Origin of the sequence: Paraburkholderia terricola, assembly GCF_900142195.1 — a bacterium.
Classification (GTDB): domain Bacteria; phylum Pseudomonadota; class Gammaproteobacteria; order Burkholderiales; family Burkholderiaceae; genus Paraburkholderia; species Paraburkholderia terricola.
Map to the genome: position 1 here is coordinate 72,301 of NZ_FRAB01000028.1, position 18,604 is coordinate 90,904.

Here is an 18,604-nt window from a genome sequence, read left to right on the forward strand (position 1 = left end):
GCCATGTGTGACTTGCAGGTGAGAATGCGGATCTATACTGGGTGGCTATTTGACATATCCCATTCACTCACAACGGAGAAGGCCATCATGAGTGAAAGTACATTGCTAATTTTTGCCGCTGTAGCCTTTGTAGGTATCGTAACTCCCGGACCGACAGTTCTGCTGGCGTTGACCAATGGCTCGCGCTATGGTCTTCGCCGTGCCGCGTATGGGTTCGCTGGCGCAATCGCATCCGACTTCGTGTTGATTTTCGCCGTGGCGCTTGGCCTTGGTGCGTTGCTGGCAGCGTCGGCATTCTGGTTTAACGTCGTCAAATGGGTGGGCGTGGCCTACCTGGCGTACATTGGCATCAAGCTGTTGATGTCAAAGGGTTCGTTGAGCGTCGCGAGCATGCAGGGCGAAGTAAGCCGCGACAGCAACTCGGCGATTTTCCTCAAGAGTTTCCTGACCGCAGTCACGAACCCGAAAGGATATCTGTTCTTCTCCGCATTTCTGCCCCAGTTTATAGCGCCGTCCGCCCCACTTGCGCCGCAGTACCTGGCACTCGCTATAACGTTCGCGATGCTGGATTGCTCGATCATGTTCGGCTATTCACTGCTCGGCGCACGGGCAATTCGCCTGCTAAAGGAGTCGGGCGCACTATGGCTCGAACGTTCTTGTGGTGCTGCGCTGGTTGCCCTCGCGGGGTCTCTGGCACTGTACCGACGTCACGCGGCTTAGCGGGTTTGCCCGGAAGCGGACCATGAAATTCGGGATTTGAATGGCCGAAGCGGGTCGGTTTCTGCTTTTTACATTCGCAGCGAATGGCGATCGGTCGAGGGTCTGCGTAGACGTCGGCCAGTAAGAGATCAGCTAAACCGGCGCACGCGACAAACCAGGCCGCGCCGTATCCGCCGCGCGCGGCGGCAGGCCAAGCTCCTCCGCATAGGAGTGAGCGCCGCCCGCCTCGCCGAGCGCGTATTGCAGGGCGTGCCGGATTCGCAGCATTTCCAGCGGCGTGGACGCCCGCGCGACCAGCTTCAGGCCCGCGCCCAAGGTGCCTTTCTCATGAGCGGGGCGGATGAGCGGCTCCGAGATTCCGTGCTTGGCGAGCAACTGCAAACCCGAAACATGCAAACGGCCCCCGCACGCGGCGTCCAGCGTGCGTTCGAAATCCTTCAGCACGTTGGCGTCACGGTGGTCCTCGCCCAGCATCTTCGCCGCGTCGGGCCATGCACCCCACAGCGCCTTTGCGATGAGCCGGCCGTGGTTGGCATGCTGACCTTGCGAACAGACTTCGTGAATAGCTTGCAGCACGCTCGCCGCATCGCCGCGCGTCGTGATGCGGCCGTCGTGCATCGCAACGAGTCCGTGCAGGTCGTGTCCCGTCCGGGCCGCGAGTTCGGTGCGCAGAAGCACCCACGGGTCCTGCGGCGCGGCCTCGAGTCCCGACGCGACATGACCCAGGAAGGAGCCGGTGTTCGCGCGCCGGATCACGCTCAGCGCGGCGATCAGCCCCGACCGGTAAGCCATGCTTTCGATCAGTCCGACCGTGGCTTCATAGCGCGTCTTGGGCTCGGGCGACAGCTTGAGCAGTTGCAGCGTATCGGCGTCGAAGTTTTGCGTGTGCTGCCGAACGTGGACGGCTTCGTGAAACACGCCTTCGGCCAGCGTCAGGAAGCCTTGGCGAAACGCGGGATCGAACACGTCGACGCGCGCACTGCGGTCGTAGGTTTTCATCAGCGAGCCTTCATCGGCGACCGACTGCTCGCCCGCGTAGCGGACCTTGCTGCGGATGCCGAACGCGTCGTTGACGTGCCGGCCGAATGCGTTGATCGCCTGCTCACGCTGCCGCGCGTTCCACTGCGACGGCGGCGTCGCGCGCAACTGGCTCAATTCGGGATCCGCGTCGATTGCGGACGCGTAGTGTTCCGCGCTGCCGAAGATGGCGCCAGCGAACGCGGCATCGAACACGCCCTTGGTCGTCGCCTCGCGCGCCCATGATCGGGACGTGCCGAACGGCTTCGCGATGTCGATCATCCGGGCGACGCCGCGCAGGCTGAGATGCTCGAAACCTTCGTGCGACTGAATCCGCGCCGACACGTCCTGCCAGGCGGGAGAACGGCGCAGCGCCTGAAGCTCGCGCAGAACGGTCGGATGCGCGGCGGGCAGCGGGCCTGGCGATTCGGCGCCCGCCAGCGCGCCCGCGTAAGCCGCCGCGGCGTCGCCGGATTTCAGCCCGTGCAGCAGCATATTCCACGGATTGACGGGGAGCGGCGAGGGCGCGGCGGTCCCCAACTGCCTGAGCCTTGCGAGCGCCTCGCCGCGCTGCGCGTGTCCGCCGGCGGCCGTCCTGACGGGCGCGTGCGCGAGCGGTTCCAGCGCCGCGTCCGACGACGACGCGCGGCGGGATGGCGACGCCTTCGAACCGGTCGCGCGGTTCGGCGATTCGGGCGCGGTGCCCGACACCGGCAGCGGAGTAGACGACGGATTCTGGATTCGGGAATTGAACATGGTCACACCGGCAATGTCGCGTAGTGGCGATATTGCGGGCAACGGGCGCGCGGGATAGGGCGGTCGCGGCGAAACACTATGCGGGGGAGCGAACCGAGCGGTGCTTGCGGACGTCCGGCTCGCAGGGGAGCGCCGCGCCGGTCGCGCGAGGATGTTATGACCGACGGAGCCGAGCCAATGAAAAAGGAGTCACAGAAACCTGGAAGCGGAGCTCACGAACTTGCGCAGTTCGTCGAACTGGGTGACCAGTTCGAGACAGAGGATAAATGCCAGCATCGCGGACGGGCCGGGATGGCGTTCGATCCATCGCAACGATTGAGTCGCGTAACGCGCTCTAACGGAGCGCCGCGTCATGACATAGGTAATCGCGATGCCGATGGCGGCGCCCGCGAGGATATCGGTCGGATAGTGATAGCCGAGATAAGCGCGCGGAAGGCAAATGAAGATGGCGGTGTACAGGAGCGCCAGCACGCCGATTCCGCGCCAGACAATGAAAATGCCGGTCGCGACGGACATCCACAGCATGGCGTGATCGCTCGGAAACGAACTCCACGCCGTCAGCATGGCGTCCTGTTGCGCGGCGAATGGAAAGTGCAGATGAAGGTCGGGGTTCTGGATAGGACGTACCCGGAATGGCAACAGATCAGCGAGAAGCCTTCCCACGGCGAGCGCCAACAGACCGCTCATGATCGTCGCAATGACCATTTCGCGTTGCCGCTCGCGATGCTCGCCGGGTCGAAACCATATCCACCACAAAATGGGTATGAGCACGAGACCCTTGAACATATACAGATCGGCGACGGCTTTTATTGCATGGTTAACCAGAAGGCCGAAGCTCGGCCTGGTAAGCCACGTCTCGATGACCGCATCAAAGTTGTTCATGTTCTTGTCGGCAGTATGGAGCAGCGCGAGCAGGACGATGGCGCGGGGAACCGGCGGCCGTCACTGGGTAACCCAGACTACCTCTGGTGTTGTGGCGTTGCAATCGATGCATTCGCTACTATGACGAATGATCGTAAGAAAATGATCTCGTGAACACACCGATGCAAGCCGAATAACCGCCGAGCAAGGCCATATCGACGCTGCTCGTTGAACGTGCGATTATCGCAATCGGCATAGAGCCATTTGACGCGACGCAATTAGCATGACCTACGCCAAGGAATTTTTTGATCTTCAACTCCATTTCGCGCGAAGCGTCGCGGAGTTGAGGGGCATGCCGCTGGAGGAAGCCCTTCTTGACTACACGAATCTCTACGTGCGGTTTGTTGCCGATCGGAGGTTCGATCGCGACCATCCCATCTGGTCGGCTTACCTCGCCGGACTGAGAGAGAAGGTCGATCCGGGCGATTGGACTTATCACTTCTATCGTAGTCGCCCGCATCATGTCCAGCCGGCGTCGACTATCAAGACGTTTGGTTGTTTCTCGTATGCGTTGGGCGAGCCGGGTCAAATCCGCCTTCACTTCCATAACGCGGACGGGCATTTACAGGGGCCATTGAGCGGGGAACGCATGCCGTCACGGCTCTCCGAGCTAGCTTCGCTCGTGCACCACGTCCGCGCGCAACGGGAAACTGTCAAGCAGGTAGCAGGCGTTTCATGGCTCTACAACTTGACCGCGTATAGACGATTGTTTCCCGAGTCTTACATTGCCGAAGCGACAGTGGCTACAAACAGATTCCGCAACATGCCGCTGTGGGGGCAGTTTTTGAATCGTCACGGCGGGGTCAGAAAAGACGCTGCGAGTTTGTTCGTTCACCGGCTTTACGATCAGACCAGCGCGGACGACCTTGCACGATGTTTTCCGCTGCACCCCCTGGCCGTCTCGGCCCCGATCGACGCCTTCCACGAATTCTATGCGCAGGGATCTACAATAAAGTTCGACCGTTGAAAGTAGATCGCCACAAAGCGCTCTCCGCAACACAACCCACTCACCCTAAGAAAGAAAGCCCATGTTCGATCACGTCAAATTCGGAGTCAGCGACTATGCAGCAAGCAAAACGTTCTTCCTCAAGGCACTCGAACCGCTTGGCGTAGCGATTGTCTCGGAGGGGACGCCGACGTACGGTGTCGAGCTTAGCTCTCAGGGTGACGCTTCGTTGTGCCTGTACCAGACTGAGGAGAAGCCGGCGCATCTTCACCTGGCCTTTACGGCCGAGAATCGCCAGCAAGTCGAGGCTTTCTATCGCGCGGCTCTGGAGGCGGGTGGCATCGACAACGGTGCGCCTGGTCTGCGCCCGCACTACCACGCCAACTACTATGCAGCGTTTGTCATTGGTCCGGACGGGCATAACATCGAAGTGGTTTGCCACCAAGCCGAAGCCTAGGCCCGCCAAATAGAAAGCCACCCCCAATCAATCTTTTTTCTCCATGCCAAGTTTCGTTTAGCATCACTGCCACTTTCACAAGAAACACCACGAGACAATGGCACTCATCGCACGAAACATCCTCGGTATCGCCGTACTTCTTTTCATCGCCTACCTCTGCTCGACCAACCGACGCGCCATTCGCTTACGGACTGTAATCAGCGCACTGCTGGTGCAGATCGGAATCGGCGCATTCATTCTCTTCGTGCCGCTCGGCAAGACCATCCTCGCGGCCGCGGCCTCCGGCGTCAATCATGTACTCGGCTACGGCAATGCGGGCATCGAGTTCCTGTTCGGCGGGCTCGTGCAATCGAAGATGTTTCAGGTATTCGGCGACGGCGGTTTCGTATTCGCCGTGCGCGTGCTGCCGGCCATCATCTTCGTTACCGCGTTGATCTCCGTGCTGTATTACCTCGGCGTGATGCGCTGGATCGTGATCGTACTCGGCACGCTGTTCCAGAAGCTGCTCGGCGTGTCGAAGCTCGAATCGTTCTCCGCCGTCACCACGATCTTTCTCGGCCAAAGCGAAATGCCCGCGGTGGTCAAGCCGTTCGCGCGCGACATGACCGGCGCCGAACTGTTCGCGGTGATGTCGAGCGGCATGGCGGCCGTTGCCGGCTCGGTGCTCGCGGGTTACGCGGGCCTCGGCGTGCGGATCGAGTATCTGCTGGCCGCGTCGTTCATGGCGGTGCCGGGCGGCCTGCTGTTCGCCAAGATCATTCACCCGACGACGGAACCGAGCCGCGTGCAGCTCGACAACCTCCACTTCGATGAAAAACGTCCCGCCAACGTGATCGAAGCCGCGAGTTCCGGCGCGACCGTGGGCCTGAAAATCGCGGTGATGGTCGGCGCGATGCTGATCGCATTCGTCGGCTTGATCGCGTTGCTGAACGGCGTGGTGAGCGGCATCGGCGGCTGGTTCGGCCATCCGCAACTGTCGATGCAAGCGGTGCTCGGCACGGTGTTCGCGCCGCTCGCGTATCTGATCGGCGTGCCCTGGAACGAAGCGGCCGTTGCGGGTAATTTTCTCGGGCAGAAGGTCATTCTCAACGAGTTCGTCGCGTATGCGTCGCTCTCGCCGTATCTGAAGGACGCCGCAAGCGTGAGCGCGGCCGGTCTGCAAGCGCTCGATCCGCGTACCATTGCTATTCTGTCGTTTGCGTTGTGCGGCTTCGCGAACTTTTCGTCGATCGCGGTGTTGACCGGCGGTTTTAGCGCCGTCGCGCCGGGACGCCGCGCTGAAGTCGCGCGCTACGGCCTGCGTGTCGTGCTCGCCGCGACGCTCTCGAACCTGATGAGCGCGACGATCGCGGGCATGTTCGTTACGCTCAATTGAATCGAGGATCGCTGCATGAACATGGAACAACTGCTGGAACGCGCGGGCGTCGCGCGCGACAAGGCTTATGCGCCTTATTCGAAATTCAAGGTCGGCGCCGCGCTGCTGACAAAAGACGGCAAGATATTCGACGGTTGCAACGTCGAGAACGCGTCTTACGGTTTGTGCAATTGCGCTGAACGTACCGCGTTTTTCAGCGCGATCGCCGCCGGTTATCAACGCAACCAGTTCGCCGCGCTCGCCGTGATCGGCGATACGGAGGGCCCCATCGCGCCATGCGGCGCGTGCCGCCAGGTGATCATCGAACTCGGCGGACCCGAGTTGCCGATTCGCCTCGGCAATCTGCGCGGCGTCACACGCGACACCACCGCGCGCGAACAACTGCCGGACGCGTTCTATCTATGAGCCAGCACAAGGTCATCTACGACACCGATCCGGGCGTGGACGATGCAATGGCGCTCGTTTTTCAGGCGCTACATCCGGACATTGAATTGCTCGGGTTGACGAGCGTGTTCGGCAACGCCACGATCGAAACGACCACGCACAATGTCCGTTTTCTCGCCGGACGGTTTGCGCCGGGCGTGCCGGTCGCGCAAGGCGCGGCGGCGCCGCTCAAGTGCCTCGCGCCCGAACCGCTCGCATGGATTCACGGCGACAACGGGCTCGGCAACATCGCGCTTGAAACCGGCGGGGAGGCGGCGCTCGACACGCGCCCCGCACATCGCTTCATTATCGACATGGTGCGCGCGCATCCCGGCGAAGTCACGCTGATCGCGGTCGGCCCGCTGACCAATCTTGCATTGGCGCTCGCCGACGATCCGGGAATCGCCTCGCTCGTCAAGCAGGTGGTGATCATGGGCGGCGCGTTCGGCACGGACGGGGTGTTCGGCAACGTCACGCCCGCGGCGGAAGCCAATATTCTCGGCGACCCGGATGCCGCCGACATCGTTTTCGGCGCGCCGTGGCCGGTGGCGATCGTCGGGCTCGACGTCACGCAGCGCACGATCATGAGCCGCGATTATCTGGCTTCGCTGCGCGATCGTGGCGGCGCGGCGGGGCAGTTCGTGTGGGACGTGTCGCGTCATTACGAAACTTTTCACGAGCAAAGCGCGCGGCTCGCCGGAATCTACACGCACGATTCGTCCGCGGTCGCCTATCTGTTGGCGCCGCATCTCTACACGACGCGCAGCGGTCCCGTGCGCGTGTTGACGGAAGGCATCGCGGCGGGGCACACCATTCAGAAGCCTTCCACTATGCCGGTGCCCGCGCCGGATTGGGACAGCCGCCCCGAGTGCGAGGTTTGCGTGGACGTGGACGCGGCGGGAATGCTCGCGCTTTACGAACACACGATCTGCGGCACGCTTTAACCGGTCTATCGCATGGCACGACGCCAACGATTGATAGGACATAAACGCCAACGCCAGCCGTCATTGCATTGCAGCAAACCGCACACGCGCAATCGTGGCCGATGTCGATCATCAATCTTTGCTACATTTCTGCACACGCACTGCGCCCGCGGCCCCGGAGTTTTCGCTTTCCGGCGCGGCGCGCGTGATCCATCTTCATCAAGAGGCGAAAGATGCGAATTCTAGTAGTAGGGGCAGGCGCGGTGGGCGGCTATTTCGGCGGACGTCTCGCGGCGGCGGGCCAGGACGTGACCTTTCTCGTGCGCGCGGGCCGTGCTGAAAAACTGCGGCGTGACGGGCTCGTCATCAGCAGCCCGCGCGGCGATCTGACGCTGCGCGACGTCAAGACGATTCTCGCCGGCGTGAGCGCCGAGCCGTTCGATCTGGTGCTGCTCAGTTGCAAAGCCTTTAGTCTCGACGACGCGATCGACTCCTTCGCGCCGCTCGTCGGCGAGTCCACGCTGATTCTGCCGATGCTCAACGGCATGCGCCATATCGACGTACTCACGGAAAAATTCGGCGCCGCGCGCGTGCTCGGCGGTCAGTGCGTGATCGCGGCGACGCTCAACCCCGAGCAGCACGTCGTGCATCTGAACGAAATGCACGCGATCACCTTCGGCGAACTGGCGGGCGGCGCATCCGAGCGCGTGCAGGCGATCGCGGACGCGATGACCGGCGCGAATTTCGACGTGGTGGTGAGCGAGAACATTCTGCTGCGCATGTGGGAGAAGTGGGTGTTCCTCGCCACGCTGGCAGCGAGTACCTGCTCGATGCGCGGCTCGGTCGGCGATATTCTGGCGGCGCCGGACGGCAAGCGCGTGATCGAAAATCTGCTGGGCGAGTGCCGCGCGGTTGCCGAGCATAACGGCTTCACGATGGGGCCGGACTTCGACGCCCGCGCCACACAAACGCTGTTCACGCCGTCGCCGCTCACGGCTTCCATGTTGCGCGACATGGAAAACCACTCGCATACCGAGGCGGATCACATCCTCGGCGACCTGATCTCGCGCGGCGGCGACGCGCAAAAGGGCGAGCACGGCTTGTCGCTGTTACGTATCGCCTATACCCACCTGAAGACGTATGAAGCGAGGCAAACCCGCACGTCCTGAATGAACGGGCGGCGCGTCACGAAGCCTGACAATCGGAGGTGAAGCATGCCGAGCCCAACCGGATCGGTGCCCGCGCTCAGTGCCGCGTCGGCCACGATCTTTTCGATCGGCATCGTCTTTCTCGGCTACTGGGGCCTCTACGAGCCGACGGGATGGCGAGCCATCGACGTGATCGTGTTCGTGTTCGCGCTGATCGGTTTCGGCTGCCTCGGCCTCGTGCCGTGGATGGCGACGAGCCCCGTCGAGCCTGAAACGAGCGACGCGCGAATCCGCATCGCGCGCCACATGTTTCTTGCCGGCGTCGTGGCGATCTGGCTGGCGGTGGCGCTGTCGGTGATCTTCTGAGGCTTGCTTCACGGGAAAAAAACGCGCGCCTTGCAGCAAACAAGGCGCGCGTTTCATTCAACGGAAAGCCGGCTTCAACGCTCGATCTGCCTGTTCCAGCGCGTGTCCCACTGCGCGCGATGCGCGTTGATCGTGTCCCAATCCACTACGGTCACCTTGCGCACTAGATCCTCGACATTGCCGAGGCTTTGCTGCATCGGCGGCGTCATCTTCGCGAGACGATTGGTCGGAATCTGGCGGCCGGCTTCGGCGGCTTTCGTCTGCGCCGGTGCGGACAGCAGGAATTGCGCGAGCTTCTGCGCCAGTTGCGGATCGGGGCTATTGTTGACCACGCACAGATCCACCAGCAGCAACACCGGGCCTTCTTTCGGATTCACATAGCCGACCGGAATGCCCTTGTCCTGCAGATCGCCCACGGCGGTCGGCGTCAACGGGAACAGGCCCGCTTCGCCGGTCTGCACCATTTCGGAAATCTTCGCGGAGTTCGGAATGTACTCCACCACGTTCGGGCCCACCGTGCTCGCCCATTTCGTGAAGCCCGGCTCGACGTTCTGCTCGCTGCCGCCCATCAGGCGGTTGATCGCGAGAAAGCCGTGCAGGCCGAACGTGCTGCTCGACGCCGATTGAAACACCACTTTGCCCTTGTATTTCGGATCGCTGAAATCCATCCACGAAGTCGGCGGCGCCCAGCCTTTTTCTGCAAACAGCTTCTTGTTGTACGCGATGCCGGTCATGCCCAGTTGCACGCCCGCGCCCATGTCGTCCTTCATGCGCGCGAACGGATAGAGCTCCTTGAGCACCGGCGCGTCGTCGAGCTTCTTGCACACGCCCATGCTGACCGCGCGCGCCATCACGCCATCGTCGAGAAACACCACGTGGATTTGCGGATTGGTTTTGTTGGCAAGCAGCTTGGCGAGAATGTCCGACGACGTGCCGGGCACGACCACTACCTTCACGTTATTGGCTTTCTCGAACTCGGGCAGCACCTGGCTCGTATAGGCCTTTTCCATCGGCCCGCCGTTCATGCCGATGTAGATCGTTTTGGTCTGCGACCAGGCCGGCGCGGCCGCGCCGAACGCACACAATGCGGCGAGCGCCGCGATCGTCTTGAACAGTTTCATGGATCGACTCCTGGGGTTTCACTAAACGATGACTAGCGTTGATTCAAGCGGACAATCAAGCGACCGGTGAGGCAACAGCGGCAAAGCGATTGATCGAGAAAGCGTCGAGCGGTGTGGCCGTGGCGCCGTCGATCACGAGGTCGGCGAGCACTTCGCCGACGCCCGGCGCCAGCAAGAACCCGCCGCCCGAAAAACCGAACGCATGCAAGAGACGCGGCGCCGTGCGGCTCGCGCCGATGATCGGATTGCCGTCCGGCGTTTCGCCCTCCACGCCGCTCCACGTGCGGATCAGCAGCGCCTCGCGCAGCGCGGGCAGCAGCGCGCAGGCGTCGCGCATCACGGCGCGCGTGGTTTCCGTCGACGGCTGACCGTATTCGCCGTCGCCCTGTCCGCGCCCGCCGCCGATCACGCAGTTGCCGCGCGCCACTTGCCGCGCGTAGATGCCGCCGCCATACACGCCGAGGTTGTGCGTGATGAAGAGCGGCAAGGGTTCGGTGACCCACAGGTTCGGGTAGATCGGTTTCATCGGCACCGTTTCGCCGAAGTAACCCGCCACCGTATTCGCCCATGCGCCGGCGGAATTGATGAGCCAGTCGGCGCTCATGCGCGTGTCGCCCGCGCGCAATTGAAAGCGCGTGCCGTCGTGATGGATGTCGGTGAGTTCGGTTTGCTCGCGCACGTCCGCGCCCGCCGCGCGGGCCGCTCGCGCGAACGCGGGCGACACGAGACGCGGATTCGCATGACCGTCCGTCGCGCACAACGAGCCGCCGATTGCCGCCGCGCCGAGCCACGGGTAGCGTTGACGGAACGCCGCGCCGCTGATCAACTGCGCATGCAGTCCGTGGCCGCGCGCCATGTCGGCCCACGCCTGTAGCGCGACGAGATCGCCTTCGCTGCGCGCGAGCCGCAAATGTCCCGACACGGTGAATTCGCCGTCGATGCCGATCAGCTCCGGCAAGCGGTCCCAGATGCGCCGCGCGCGCATGGCGAGCGGCATCTGTTCGGCCGGACGTCCCTGGCAGCGCACGCCGCCGTAGTTCACGCCGCTTGCTTGCGCGCCGCAATAGCGCCGCTCGAACAGGCCCACGCGCAAGCCGCGCCGCGCCAGCGCCAACGCGGCCGATGAACCGACCAGGCCGCCGCCCGCGATTGCGACGTCGTAATGCAGGGCGTCACTCATCGCGCGCCTCCGCGGGAATCTCGACGACGCCGTCGGCATACAGGGCGGGTGAGAGCGGAATCGGCTTGACGGGCGGCTGGCTGCGCAGACGGCCAAGCGCATCGAGCGGCTTGCCGGTTTCCTCGCTCAGCAGCGTCAACGCGGCTTCGCCGCACATGCGTCCCTGGCAGCGGCCCATGCCGGCGCGCGTGAGCGCTTTCAGGCGATTGATCTCGTTCGCTTCGCCGTCGCGGATGCAGCGACGCAAGGCGCCCGCGTCGACTTCCTCGCAGCGGCACACGATCATGTCGTCGGGCCATTGCGCGGCGCAGTGGGCAGGCGGCGCAAACGCCGTTTCGATGCCCTTGCGAAACACGGCGATGCGTTGCAGGCCGCGTTCGAGCGAGGCCGCGTCGCGCAGGCCGGGGCCACGCGGATGCGCGACGCCGAGGTCGTCGAGCAAGGCCAATGCGGCGCGGCGTCCGGCGAGTTCGGCGGCGTCGGCGCCGGCAATGCCCGCGCCGTCGCCGACGAGGTAGATGCCGCGCACGGAGCTGCGGCCGGCGGCGTCGAGTTCGGGCAGCCAGCAGCGGTTGCCGGCGTCGAAACGAAAGCGGCAACCGGCGAGATCGGCGAGTTGCGTTTCGGGCTTCAGGCCGAAGCTGATGCCGACCGCGTCGCAAGCGATGGTTTCGGTTGGCGCGCTGGAGCCTGACGCGCGCCATTCGATCGCCTGCACGCTTTCTTCGCCGCGTACGGCCAGCGAGTTCACCTCGCGTTCGATGCGCACGCCATGCGTTGTCAGCCAGGCGACGTAATAGAGGCCCTTGGCGAACGTGGCCGGCAGACGCGCGAGTTTCAGCGCGGCGGCGATCTGCTGCGACAGAGGACTCGTATCGAGCACGGCCGCCACGTGCGCGCCCGCTTTCACGTATTGATACGCGACCAGGTAGAGCAATGGCCCGGTGCCCGCGAGCACCACGCGTCGACCGATCGCGCAGCCTTGCGACTTCAACGCGACTTGCGCCGCGCCGAGCGTGTAGACGCCGGGCAACGTCCAGCCCGGCACCGGCAGCACGCGATCCGTCGCGCCGCTCGCGATGATCAGATGCGAGAACGGCACGCCGATTTCGCGTCCCGCGTTCAGCGTATCCAGGCGGCCCGCTTCGCACGCCCAGGCCAGCGTGTCGGGACGATAGTCGAGATGCGGCAGAAGCGCGGCCATCGTCGTATGCAAGGCGTCGGCCTTGCGTGCCTCGAAGCCGTAGAGTGCTTTTTTCGAGCGCTGAAAGCCGCCGTTTGCGGGCGGTTGCCGATAGATCTGACCGCCCCAGCGCGCGTTTTCATCGAGCACGATCGGTCTGACGCCGGCTGCGACCAGCGTCTCGGCGGCGCGCACGCCCGCCGGTCCCGCGCCGACGATCACGATGCGGCGTGCGTCGCTCATTGGGCGTCTCCGTTCGTCACGGTGGCAACGCTAACGGCGAGCCGCGTCACCACGCGCATGCCCTCGGCCACCAGCGTCGAGCATGCGCGCAAACGCAATCCGTCTTCGGTGCGCATCCAGCAGTCCTGGCACGCGCCGATCAAACAGAAGCCCGCGCGCGGCGCGCCGCTGAATTCGCTTTCGCGCACGCGGCGTTGCTGCATCAGCACCGCGGTCAATAAGGTATCGCCGTGCAGCGCGGTGACTTCCTGACCGTCGAGAAAGAAGCGCAGCGGTTCGCGCTGCGTTTCCGCGACGCGCACGAATTGCGGCTCACGCCTCGGCGTGGCGGCATCGGAAGACGGCAAGTTCGACGGCATGGGAGAGCGTGCGGTGGAGGACATCAATGCTGGCCGATCAGAATCCGGTTGAGCCCATACACGCGATCGAGCAGCAGCATCGCGCCGGCGGTGATGAAGATCACCAGCGCGGACACGGAGGCCATCATCGGATCGATCGATTCGGTCGCGTACATGTACATGCGCACCGGCAGCGTGACGGTTTGCGGCGAGGTGACGAAAATCGACATCGTCAATTCGTCGAAGCTGTTGATGAAGGCGAGCAGCCAGCCGCCGGTAATGCCCGGCAGAATCATCGGAAAGGTGATGCGGCGAAACGTGGTCCACGCATCGGCGCCGAGCGAGTGCGCCGCGTGTTCGACGCTGCGGTCCTGTCCGCTGATCGAGGCCAGCACCAGGCGCATCACGAACGGCGTGATGATGATCATGTGCGCGAGCACGAGCCACGCGAACGAGCCGGTCGCGCCGATGAGCGCGAAAAAGCGCAGCAGCGCGATGCCGAGCACGAGGCCGGGAATCACCAGCGGCGAGAGCAGCAGGCCGTTGAGAAAGCCGCGGCCCGGAAAGCGCGCGCGGCCGATCGCCAACGCGGCGGGCAGTGCGACGATCAACGACAAGGTTGCGGAGGCGAACGCGAGCTTCAGGCTGTTGACGAACGCCGAGATGAAATCGGGGTAGTTGAGGATCGCGCGAAACCACCGCAGCGAGACGCCGTGCGTGGGCAGCGTGAGCGTTTCGTCCGGTGTGAAGGCGACCAGCACGACGATCACGAGCGGCGCGAGCACGAACGCAATGACGAGCGCGTGGAAAATCAGCGCGATGGGTCCGTTCTTTCTCATGATGTTCTCACTCGGCGGGCCGATGAATTAACCCAGGCTTCTGGTGTACTTGCGTTCCAGAACCCGGTAGTAAGTGAGCATCACGATCAGATTCGCGACCAGTAGCAGCAGCGCGATGGTCGCGCCGAGCGGCCAGTTCAGCGAGCCGAGGAATTCGTCGTAGACGGCGGTGGCGGCAACTTTCAGCCGCCGTCCGCCGAGCAGGCCGGGAATCGCGAAGGCGCTTGCGGAGAGGCCGAACACCATCAGGCTGCCCGACAGAATGCCCGGCGTGAGTTGCGGCAGCACGATGCGGCGCAGCGTGGCGGCGGGCGAGGCCATCAGCGAAAGCGCGGCGTTTTCCGTTTGCGGGTCGAGCTTTTGCAACGCCGTCCACACCGGAATCACCATGAACGGCAGCATCACGTGCACCAGTGCGATGACGATCGCGAAGGTGGTGTATTCGAGCTTGTACGGCCCGAGTCCGAACAGGCCGAACGCCTGATTCACGAGGCCGTTGGTGTTGAGCAGCATGCTCCAGCCGAAGGCGCGCACCACCACCGACACCAGCAAGGGCGCGAGAATCACCAGCAGGAACATCGAGCGATACGGATCGCGCATGCGCGACAGCACATACGCTTCGGGCGTGCCGATCACGACGCACAGCAGCGTGACCAGAGATGCGATGCCGAAGGTGCGCAGGAAAATCGTGTGGAAATACGACGAGCCCAGCACTTCCGCGTAATTGCCGAACTGGAATGCCGCGAGCGGCCCGCTGGCCGGGTCGAAGCGATAGAAGGTGAGCACGAGCGTCATCAGGAGCGGCACCAGCACGAGCGCCGCGAAGAGCAGGAACGCGGGCAGGCACATCAGCCACAGCGGCAAGAACGCGTGCCACGGCGCGCGCCTGGCGTGGCCGGCGTTCATGCCGCTGTCGTCGGCAGCGGGCAGCGTGCTAGCCATGTTGCGCATCCCGTTGAATGAAGCGGATCGCTTCGCTGTTCCAGTCGACGCCGACCGCCGCGCCTTCCGGCAGCGGCTCGCTGCCTTCGTTCTGACAGCACACCAGCACTTCGCCGAGGCGGCTGTCGAGGCGATACAGCCATTGGCTGCCGAGGAAGAAGCGGCTCGTCACGGTGGCCGGCACGCGTCCCGCGTTCGGCGCGCACAGGCGCAGCTTTTCCGGGCGGATGCACAAGGTCACCGCATCGCCGACGTCGATCACGCGCTCGCGCATCGGCAGTTGCCTGGTGTGGCCGGTTTCGGCGAGGTCGTGGCCGAGGTCGATGCGGATCGCGTCGCCGTCGCGCGCGATCACGGTGCCCGGCAGCATGTTGGCCTTGCCGATGAACTGCGAAACGAAGCGGTTCTCGGGGCGTTCATACGCTTCGTATGGCGTGTCGATCTGCGTGATGCGGCCGGCTTCCATCACCACGACGCGATCGCTGATCGACAGCGCTTCCGACTGATCGTGCGTGACCATGATGGTGGTCGTGCCGATCTTGCGTTGAATCGCGCGCAGTTCGAACTGCATGTCCTCGCGCAGCTTGGCGTCGAGATTCGACATGGGTTCGTCGAGCAGCAGCACGGGCGGCGCGATCACGATCGCGCGCGCCAGCGCCACGCGTTGCCGCTGTCCGCCGGACAACTCGCGCGGAAAGCGATGCGCGAGCGTGTCGAGCCGCACCAGCGCGAGTACTTCACGCACGCGTTCGTTGCGCTCGGCCTTGCCGACGTTGCGCATTTCCAGCCCGAAGCCGACGTTGTCGGCCACGCTCATGTGCGGGAACAGCGCATAGCTCTGGAACACGATGCCGAGGCCGCGCCGGTTCGGCTTCATGTGCGTGATGTCGCGGCCGTCGAGCGTGATGCGCCCGCGTGTCGTTTCCACGAAGCCGGCGATCATTTGCAGCGTGGTGGTCTTGCCGCAGCCGGACGGCCCGAGCAACGAAACGAACTCGCCTTTTTCCACCGACAGGTTCACGTCGGCGACTGCTTGCAGGTCGCCGAACGATTTCGTTACGTCCGTGAGTGTGAGGAACGACATGATCTGGCCTTTGGATGTGCGACGCCGGTTCAATCGACTGCTGCCTCGATGGAGCCGACTCTAGCCAGCCAAATTACATGGCGTCAATTTCAAATTCCGTTTGGCGGTAGAAGATTAGAAAAAATTCCATTCGATGGAATGTATTCGGGCGAAGCCACGGCAACCGTTCCGCTGCGTGAGCTACGGAAAACCCCTATCAATTGCTGCGCTCGCTGGTCTACAAAAGGATCGGCCCGAACATTCCATTCGAAGATAAAACGCTCTATAGTGTTCCGGCCAATGAAATAGCTGAGATCGCTAACGATGAATGCCGCCGCCAAACGAGATACCGACACCGCACCCGCCGAAACGGGCAATGCGCCCGGCACAGGCATGCTGGAGCGCGCGTTCGCGGTGATCCGCGCGTTATCCGAAGCGCAACCCGAGGGCGGCCGCGTCACGCGTCTCGCGAAAGCGGTGGGGCTCACGCAAGGCACCGTGCATCGCATCCTGCATGCGTTGATCGCCCAGGGCATCATCGAACAGGACGAGAACTCGAAGCTGTACCGCCTGAGTGTCGACTTTTTCGCGCTCGCCGCGCAGGCCGGCAATCCGAGCGGCATGCGCACGCTGTGCCGTCCCGCCTTGCTGCGGCTGTGCGCCAGTCTCGGCGACACGATCTTTCTATTGGTCAAAAGCAGTTTCGACGCGGTGTGTCTCGACATCTGCGAAGGGCCGTTTCCGATCCGCTCGTTCACCGGCGATATCGGCGGGCGCGTGGCATTGGGCGTTGGCCAAGGGAGTCTCGCGATTCTCGCGTTCCTGCCGGAAGCGGAGCGTGAGGAGATCATTCGCTTCAACGTGCCGCGTATTCGCGGCTACGGCGTGCTCGACGAAGTGTATTTGCGCACCGAGATCGAACGCGTGCGTCAGTTGGGCTACGCGGGCCGCAACAGCGGCGTGCTCGACGGCATGGCGGGCGTGGCCGTGCCGATTCTGGACCGTACCGGCGTCGCGGTGGCGGCCTTGAGCGTCGGCACGTTGGCGGCGCGTCTCGGCGACGACCGCTTGCCGATGGTGGTCGAGTTGCTGCGCCGTCAGGCGGATGCGATCGGTCCGCAAACCAATCCGTTCGATGTCGCGTTGCGCCGGCCGATGCACGGCTTGTCGCGCGCGATGACAACCGAGCGGATCACCGGCTAGACGAGGCATGAAAAAGGCGTCACGTGGAATCAACCGGCGTGACGCCATTCGGAAGCCGCGAAAACCGTTGCGTTTAGCGCCTAGCAGGCTGTTGAAAAGCGCCCCGTCACGAGGACCGAAGCTATGTTCAGGAGGCTTGCGCGTGCGATTTCCCGCTGAATTACCGGTTCGCCGCGCAATCTGCGCGGGGCATGCGCACGCATGCAGCCCTTGTGGCGCGCAGTCTTCGCGCCGTAGCGGCTCATCGCGTCGCTCCTTGGGGCACCACACCTGGCATTCGGGCCATGCGGGTCAGATTGCTCGCAACCATCGTCAGCTTGAAGTGCTGGTCGACACGCTTGATACCGCGATAGACGGTCTGCCGGATCCGTCCGATGGTCTTGCCCCAGCCGAAATGCTCTTCGATTCGTTTGCGGATGATCTGGCTAATCCGGTAGCCCGCATGCCGCGAAGTGCGACCGTCGATTGCGCTGCCGCCCCAACGCTCATCGTTGCGCGCGACATGCGGTGTCACGTTGCGAGCGCGGCAATCGTTCACGAAGTCGCGGGTGTCATACGCCTTGTCGGCGCCAACTGTCTTCGCATGAGCGCCTGGCACGCAATCGAGCAATTGCAACGCGCTGGCCCGCTCGGCGAAACCATCCGCGTGACTAACCACGGCGCCGACCACCAGCCCCGAGCGATTCTCCATCAGGATGTGCCCGTGGTAGCACAGGATGGCCGGGCTCTTGTGGCTCTTCTTGAACAATCGCGCATCCGGATCAGTAGTCGACTCGTGCGTGGCATTGCTACGTCGCTCGCCTTTCCAGTCAGTGTCGGCGTTGCGGCCACCGCCGGCTGGCGGACCATCGTCCGGGCCGTCCTTGCGGCGGAAGCTCTTGTGACTGGCCCACGCCTGAAGCAGCGTGCCGTCCACCGAGAAATGGTCTCTCGACAGCAAGCCCCGTTTGTCCGCCAGGCTCATGACTTCGGTGAAGAACGCTTCCACGACTTCATGCTCCAGCAACCGGTCGCGGTTCTTCGAGAACACCGAGTGGTCCCACACGGCGTCCTCAATCGCCAGCCCGACGAACCAGCGGAACAGCAGGTTGTAGCGCATCTGCTCCATGAGCATGCGCTCGCTGCGCACCGAGTAGAACACCTGCAACAGCAGCGCCCGCATCAGCTTCTCAGGCGCAATCGAGGCACGGCCGGTGTCCGCGTAGATGACGCTGAACAGCCCGTTGAGCCGTTTCAATGCATCATTCACCAGCAACCGGATCGGTCGCAACGGGTGATCTGCCGGAACGAAGTCCTCCAGCTTGACCGTCGTGAACAGGGGCTCCTGCATCTCATCCATTCCGCGCATCGCATCCGCTGCCAAAGATCATGAACACGATATCCATAACGCCTGTCCCTCAAACCCCGTTTACACGGGATCCAAATTCAACAGCCTGCTAG

19 protein-coding genes are annotated in these 18,604 nt (G+C 63.4%); 9 read left to right on the plus strand and 10 right to left on the minus strand.

What is annotated here, in order from left to right:
* The first annotated feature begins 87 nt into the window (after positions 1 to 87).
* A complete protein-coding gene (locus BUE39_RS22120; protein WP_073430873.1) occupies positions 88 to 720 on the plus strand; it encodes a LysE family translocator in 633 nt (210 codons plus the stop codon).
* Between the two features lie 132 nt (positions 721 to 852).
* Here BUE39_RS22120 and BUE39_RS22125 read toward each other — a convergent pair whose 3' ends face one another.
* Together BUE39_RS22125 and BUE39_RS22130 are read right to left on the minus strand one after the other, a co-directional pair.
* Positions 853 to 2,493, minus strand: a complete 1,641-nt coding sequence (locus BUE39_RS22125; RefSeq protein WP_090518813.1) for a hypothetical protein — start codon at positions 2,491 to 2,493, stop codon at positions 853 to 855.
* Positions 2,494 to 2,682: 189 nt separating this feature from the next.
* Positions 2,683 to 3,375, minus strand: coding sequence for a phosphatase PAP2 family protein (locus BUE39_RS22130; protein ID WP_073430855.1), 693 nt, complete (start codon positions 3,373 to 3,375; stop codon positions 2,683 to 2,685).
* Between the two features lie 262 nt (positions 3,376 to 3,637).
* Between BUE39_RS22130 and BUE39_RS22135 the strand changes: the two genes are divergently transcribed.
* The 7 genes from BUE39_RS22135 to BUE39_RS22165 all read left to right on the plus strand — a co-directional run bounded on the left by BUE39_RS22135 (position 3,638) and on the right by BUE39_RS22165 (position 9,052).
* Positions 3,638 to 4,381, plus strand: coding sequence for a hypothetical protein (locus tag BUE39_RS22135; protein ID WP_073430856.1), 744 nt, complete (start codon positions 3,638 to 3,640; stop codon positions 4,379 to 4,381).
* Between the two features lie 61 nt (positions 4,382 to 4,442).
* A complete protein-coding gene (locus BUE39_RS22140) occupies positions 4,443 to 4,817 on the plus strand; it encodes a VOC family protein (RefSeq protein WP_073430857.1) in 375 nt (124 codons plus the stop codon).
* 97 nt (positions 4,818 to 4,914) lie between these two features.
* Positions 4,915 to 6,192 carry a NupC/NupG family nucleoside CNT transporter gene (locus BUE39_RS22145; RefSeq protein ID WP_073430858.1) on the plus strand — a complete coding sequence of 426 codons (1,278 nt, stop codon included), beginning with the start codon at positions 4,915 to 4,917 and terminating at the stop codon, positions 6,190 to 6,192.
* Between the two features lie 15 nt (positions 6,193 to 6,207).
* Positions 6,208 to 6,597 (plus strand): cytidine deaminase, encoded by a 390-nt coding sequence (locus BUE39_RS22150; protein ID WP_073430859.1) that lies wholly within the window; start codon positions 6,208 to 6,210, stop codon positions 6,595 to 6,597.
* Positions 6,594 to 7,559 carry a nucleoside hydrolase gene (locus BUE39_RS22155; protein ID WP_073430860.1) on the plus strand — a complete coding sequence of 322 codons (966 nt, stop codon included), beginning with the start codon at positions 6,594 to 6,596 and terminating at the stop codon, positions 7,557 to 7,559. Before BUE39_RS22150 ends, BUE39_RS22155 begins: the two co-directional genes overlap by 4 nt.
* Positions 7,560 to 7,771: 212 nt before the next feature.
* The gene (panE, locus tag BUE39_RS22160) at positions 7,772 to 8,707 is read left to right on the plus strand and encodes a 2-dehydropantoate 2-reductase (RefSeq protein WP_073430861.1); all 936 of its coding nucleotides are present in this window, start codon (positions 7,772 to 7,774) and stop codon (positions 8,705 to 8,707) included.
* 45 nt (positions 8,708 to 8,752) lie between these two features.
* The gene (locus BUE39_RS22165) at positions 8,753 to 9,052 is read left to right on the plus strand and encodes a hypothetical protein (protein WP_073430862.1); all 300 of its coding nucleotides are present in this window, start codon (positions 8,753 to 8,755) and stop codon (positions 9,050 to 9,052) included.
* Positions 9,053 to 9,126: 74 nt separating this feature from the next.
* On the opposite strand, the gene BUE39_RS22170 is transcribed toward BUE39_RS22165, so the two are convergent.
* From BUE39_RS22170 to BUE39_RS22200, 7 genes are read right to left on the minus strand one after another with little or no spacing between them, the layout of a single operon-like run.
* A complete protein-coding gene (locus BUE39_RS22170) occupies positions 9,127 to 10,173 on the minus strand; it encodes an ABC transporter substrate-binding protein (protein ID WP_073430863.1) in 1,047 nt (348 codons plus the stop codon).
* Positions 10,174 to 10,228: 55 nt separating this feature from the next.
* Positions 10,229 to 11,353, minus strand: coding sequence for an NAD(P)/FAD-dependent oxidoreductase (locus BUE39_RS22175; RefSeq protein WP_073430864.1), 1,125 nt, complete (start codon positions 11,351 to 11,353; stop codon positions 10,229 to 10,231).
* A complete protein-coding gene (locus BUE39_RS22180) occupies positions 11,346 to 12,779 on the minus strand; it encodes an FAD/NAD(P)-dependent oxidoreductase (RefSeq protein ID WP_073430865.1) in 1,434 nt (477 codons plus the stop codon). Before BUE39_RS22180 ends, BUE39_RS22175 begins: the two co-directional genes overlap by 8 nt.
* Entirely contained in the window at positions 12,776 to 13,138 is a 363-nt protein-coding gene (locus tag BUE39_RS22185; RefSeq protein ID WP_073430866.1) for a (2Fe-2S)-binding protein, read from the minus strand. The genes BUE39_RS22180 and BUE39_RS22185 overlap by 4 nt, the downstream gene beginning before the upstream one ends.
* A gap of 23 nt (positions 13,139 to 13,161) precedes the next feature.
* A complete protein-coding gene (locus tag BUE39_RS22190; protein ID WP_073430867.1) occupies positions 13,162 to 13,956 on the minus strand; it encodes an ABC transporter permease in 795 nt (264 codons plus the stop codon).
* Positions 13,957 to 13,983: 27 nt separating this feature from the next.
* Positions 13,984 to 14,898 (minus strand): ABC transporter permease, encoded by a 915-nt coding sequence (locus BUE39_RS22195; protein ID WP_073430874.1) that lies wholly within the window; start codon positions 14,896 to 14,898, stop codon positions 13,984 to 13,986.
* Entirely contained in the window at positions 14,891 to 15,982 is a 1,092-nt protein-coding gene (locus BUE39_RS22200; protein ID WP_073430868.1) for an ABC transporter ATP-binding protein, read from the minus strand. The genes BUE39_RS22195 and BUE39_RS22200 overlap by 8 nt, the downstream gene beginning before the upstream one ends.
* 303 nt (positions 15,983 to 16,285) lie before the next feature.
* Here BUE39_RS22200 and BUE39_RS22205 point away from each other — a divergent pair, with 303 nt between their 5' ends.
* The gene (locus BUE39_RS22205) at positions 16,286 to 17,164 is read left to right on the plus strand and encodes an IclR family transcriptional regulator (RefSeq protein WP_073430869.1); all 879 of its coding nucleotides are present in this window, start codon (positions 16,286 to 16,288) and stop codon (positions 17,162 to 17,164) included.
* Positions 17,165 to 17,405: 241 nt separating this feature from the next.
* On the opposite strand, the gene BUE39_RS22210 is transcribed toward BUE39_RS22205, so the two are convergent.
* The gene (locus tag BUE39_RS22210) at positions 17,406 to 18,512 is read right to left on the minus strand and encodes an IS5 family transposase (RefSeq protein WP_073427243.1); all 1,107 of its coding nucleotides are present in this window, start codon (positions 18,510 to 18,512) and stop codon (positions 17,406 to 17,408) included.
* Positions 18,513 to 18,604: the final 92 nt, after the last annotated feature.

Coding starts and splice junctions, on each gene's coding strand:
- BUE39_RS22120 (WP_073430873.1), top strand. CDS start 88: ATGAGTGAAAGTACATTGCTAATTTTTGCCGCTGTAGCCTTTGTAGGT.
- BUE39_RS22125 (WP_090518813.1), bottom strand. CDS start 2,493: ATGTTCAATTCCCGAATCCAGAATCCGTCGTCTACTCCGCTGCCGGTG.
- BUE39_RS22130 (WP_073430855.1), bottom strand. CDS start 3,375: ATGAACAACTTTGATGCGGTCATCGAGACGTGGCTTACCAGGCCGAGC.
- BUE39_RS22135 (WP_073430856.1), top strand. CDS start 3,638: ATGACCTACGCCAAGGAATTTTTTGATCTTCAACTCCATTTCGCGCGA.
- BUE39_RS22140 (WP_073430857.1), top strand. CDS start 4,443: ATGTTCGATCACGTCAAATTCGGAGTCAGCGACTATGCAGCAAGCAAA.
- BUE39_RS22145 (WP_073430858.1), top strand. CDS start 4,915: ATGGCACTCATCGCACGAAACATCCTCGGTATCGCCGTACTTCTTTTC.
- BUE39_RS22150 (WP_073430859.1), top strand. CDS start 6,208: ATGAACATGGAACAACTGCTGGAACGCGCGGGCGTCGCGCGCGACAAG.
- BUE39_RS22155 (WP_073430860.1), top strand. CDS start 6,594: ATGAGCCAGCACAAGGTCATCTACGACACCGATCCGGGCGTGGACGAT.
- panE (WP_073430861.1), top strand. CDS start 7,772: ATGCGAATTCTAGTAGTAGGGGCAGGCGCGGTGGGCGGCTATTTCGGC.
- BUE39_RS22165 (WP_073430862.1), top strand. CDS start 8,753: ATGCCGAGCCCAACCGGATCGGTGCCCGCGCTCAGTGCCGCGTCGGCC.
- BUE39_RS22170 (WP_073430863.1), bottom strand. CDS start 10,173: ATGAAACTGTTCAAGACGATCGCGGCGCTCGCCGCATTGTGTGCGTTC.
- BUE39_RS22175 (WP_073430864.1), bottom strand. CDS start 11,353: ATGAGTGACGCCCTGCATTACGACGTCGCAATCGCGGGCGGCGGCCTG.
- BUE39_RS22180 (WP_073430865.1), bottom strand. CDS start 12,779: ATGAGCGACGCACGCCGCATCGTGATCGTCGGCGCGGGACCGGCGGGC.
- BUE39_RS22185 (WP_073430866.1), bottom strand. CDS start 13,138: ATGCCGTCGAACTTGCCGTCTTCCGATGCCGCCACGCCGAGGCGTGAG.
- BUE39_RS22190 (WP_073430867.1), bottom strand. CDS start 13,956: ATGAGAAAGAACGGACCCATCGCGCTGATTTTCCACGCGCTCGTCATT.
- BUE39_RS22195 (WP_073430874.1), bottom strand. CDS start 14,898: ATGGCTAGCACGCTGCCCGCTGCCGACGACAGCGGCATGAACGCCGGC.
- BUE39_RS22200 (WP_073430868.1), bottom strand. CDS start 15,982: ATGTCGTTCCTCACACTCACGGACGTAACGAAATCGTTCGGCGACCTG.
- BUE39_RS22205 (WP_073430869.1), top strand. CDS start 16,286: ATGAATGCCGCCGCCAAACGAGATACCGACACCGCACCCGCCGAAACG.
- BUE39_RS22210 (WP_073427243.1), bottom strand. CDS start 18,512: ATGCGCGGAATGGATGAGATGCAGGAGCCCCTGTTCACGACGGTCAAG.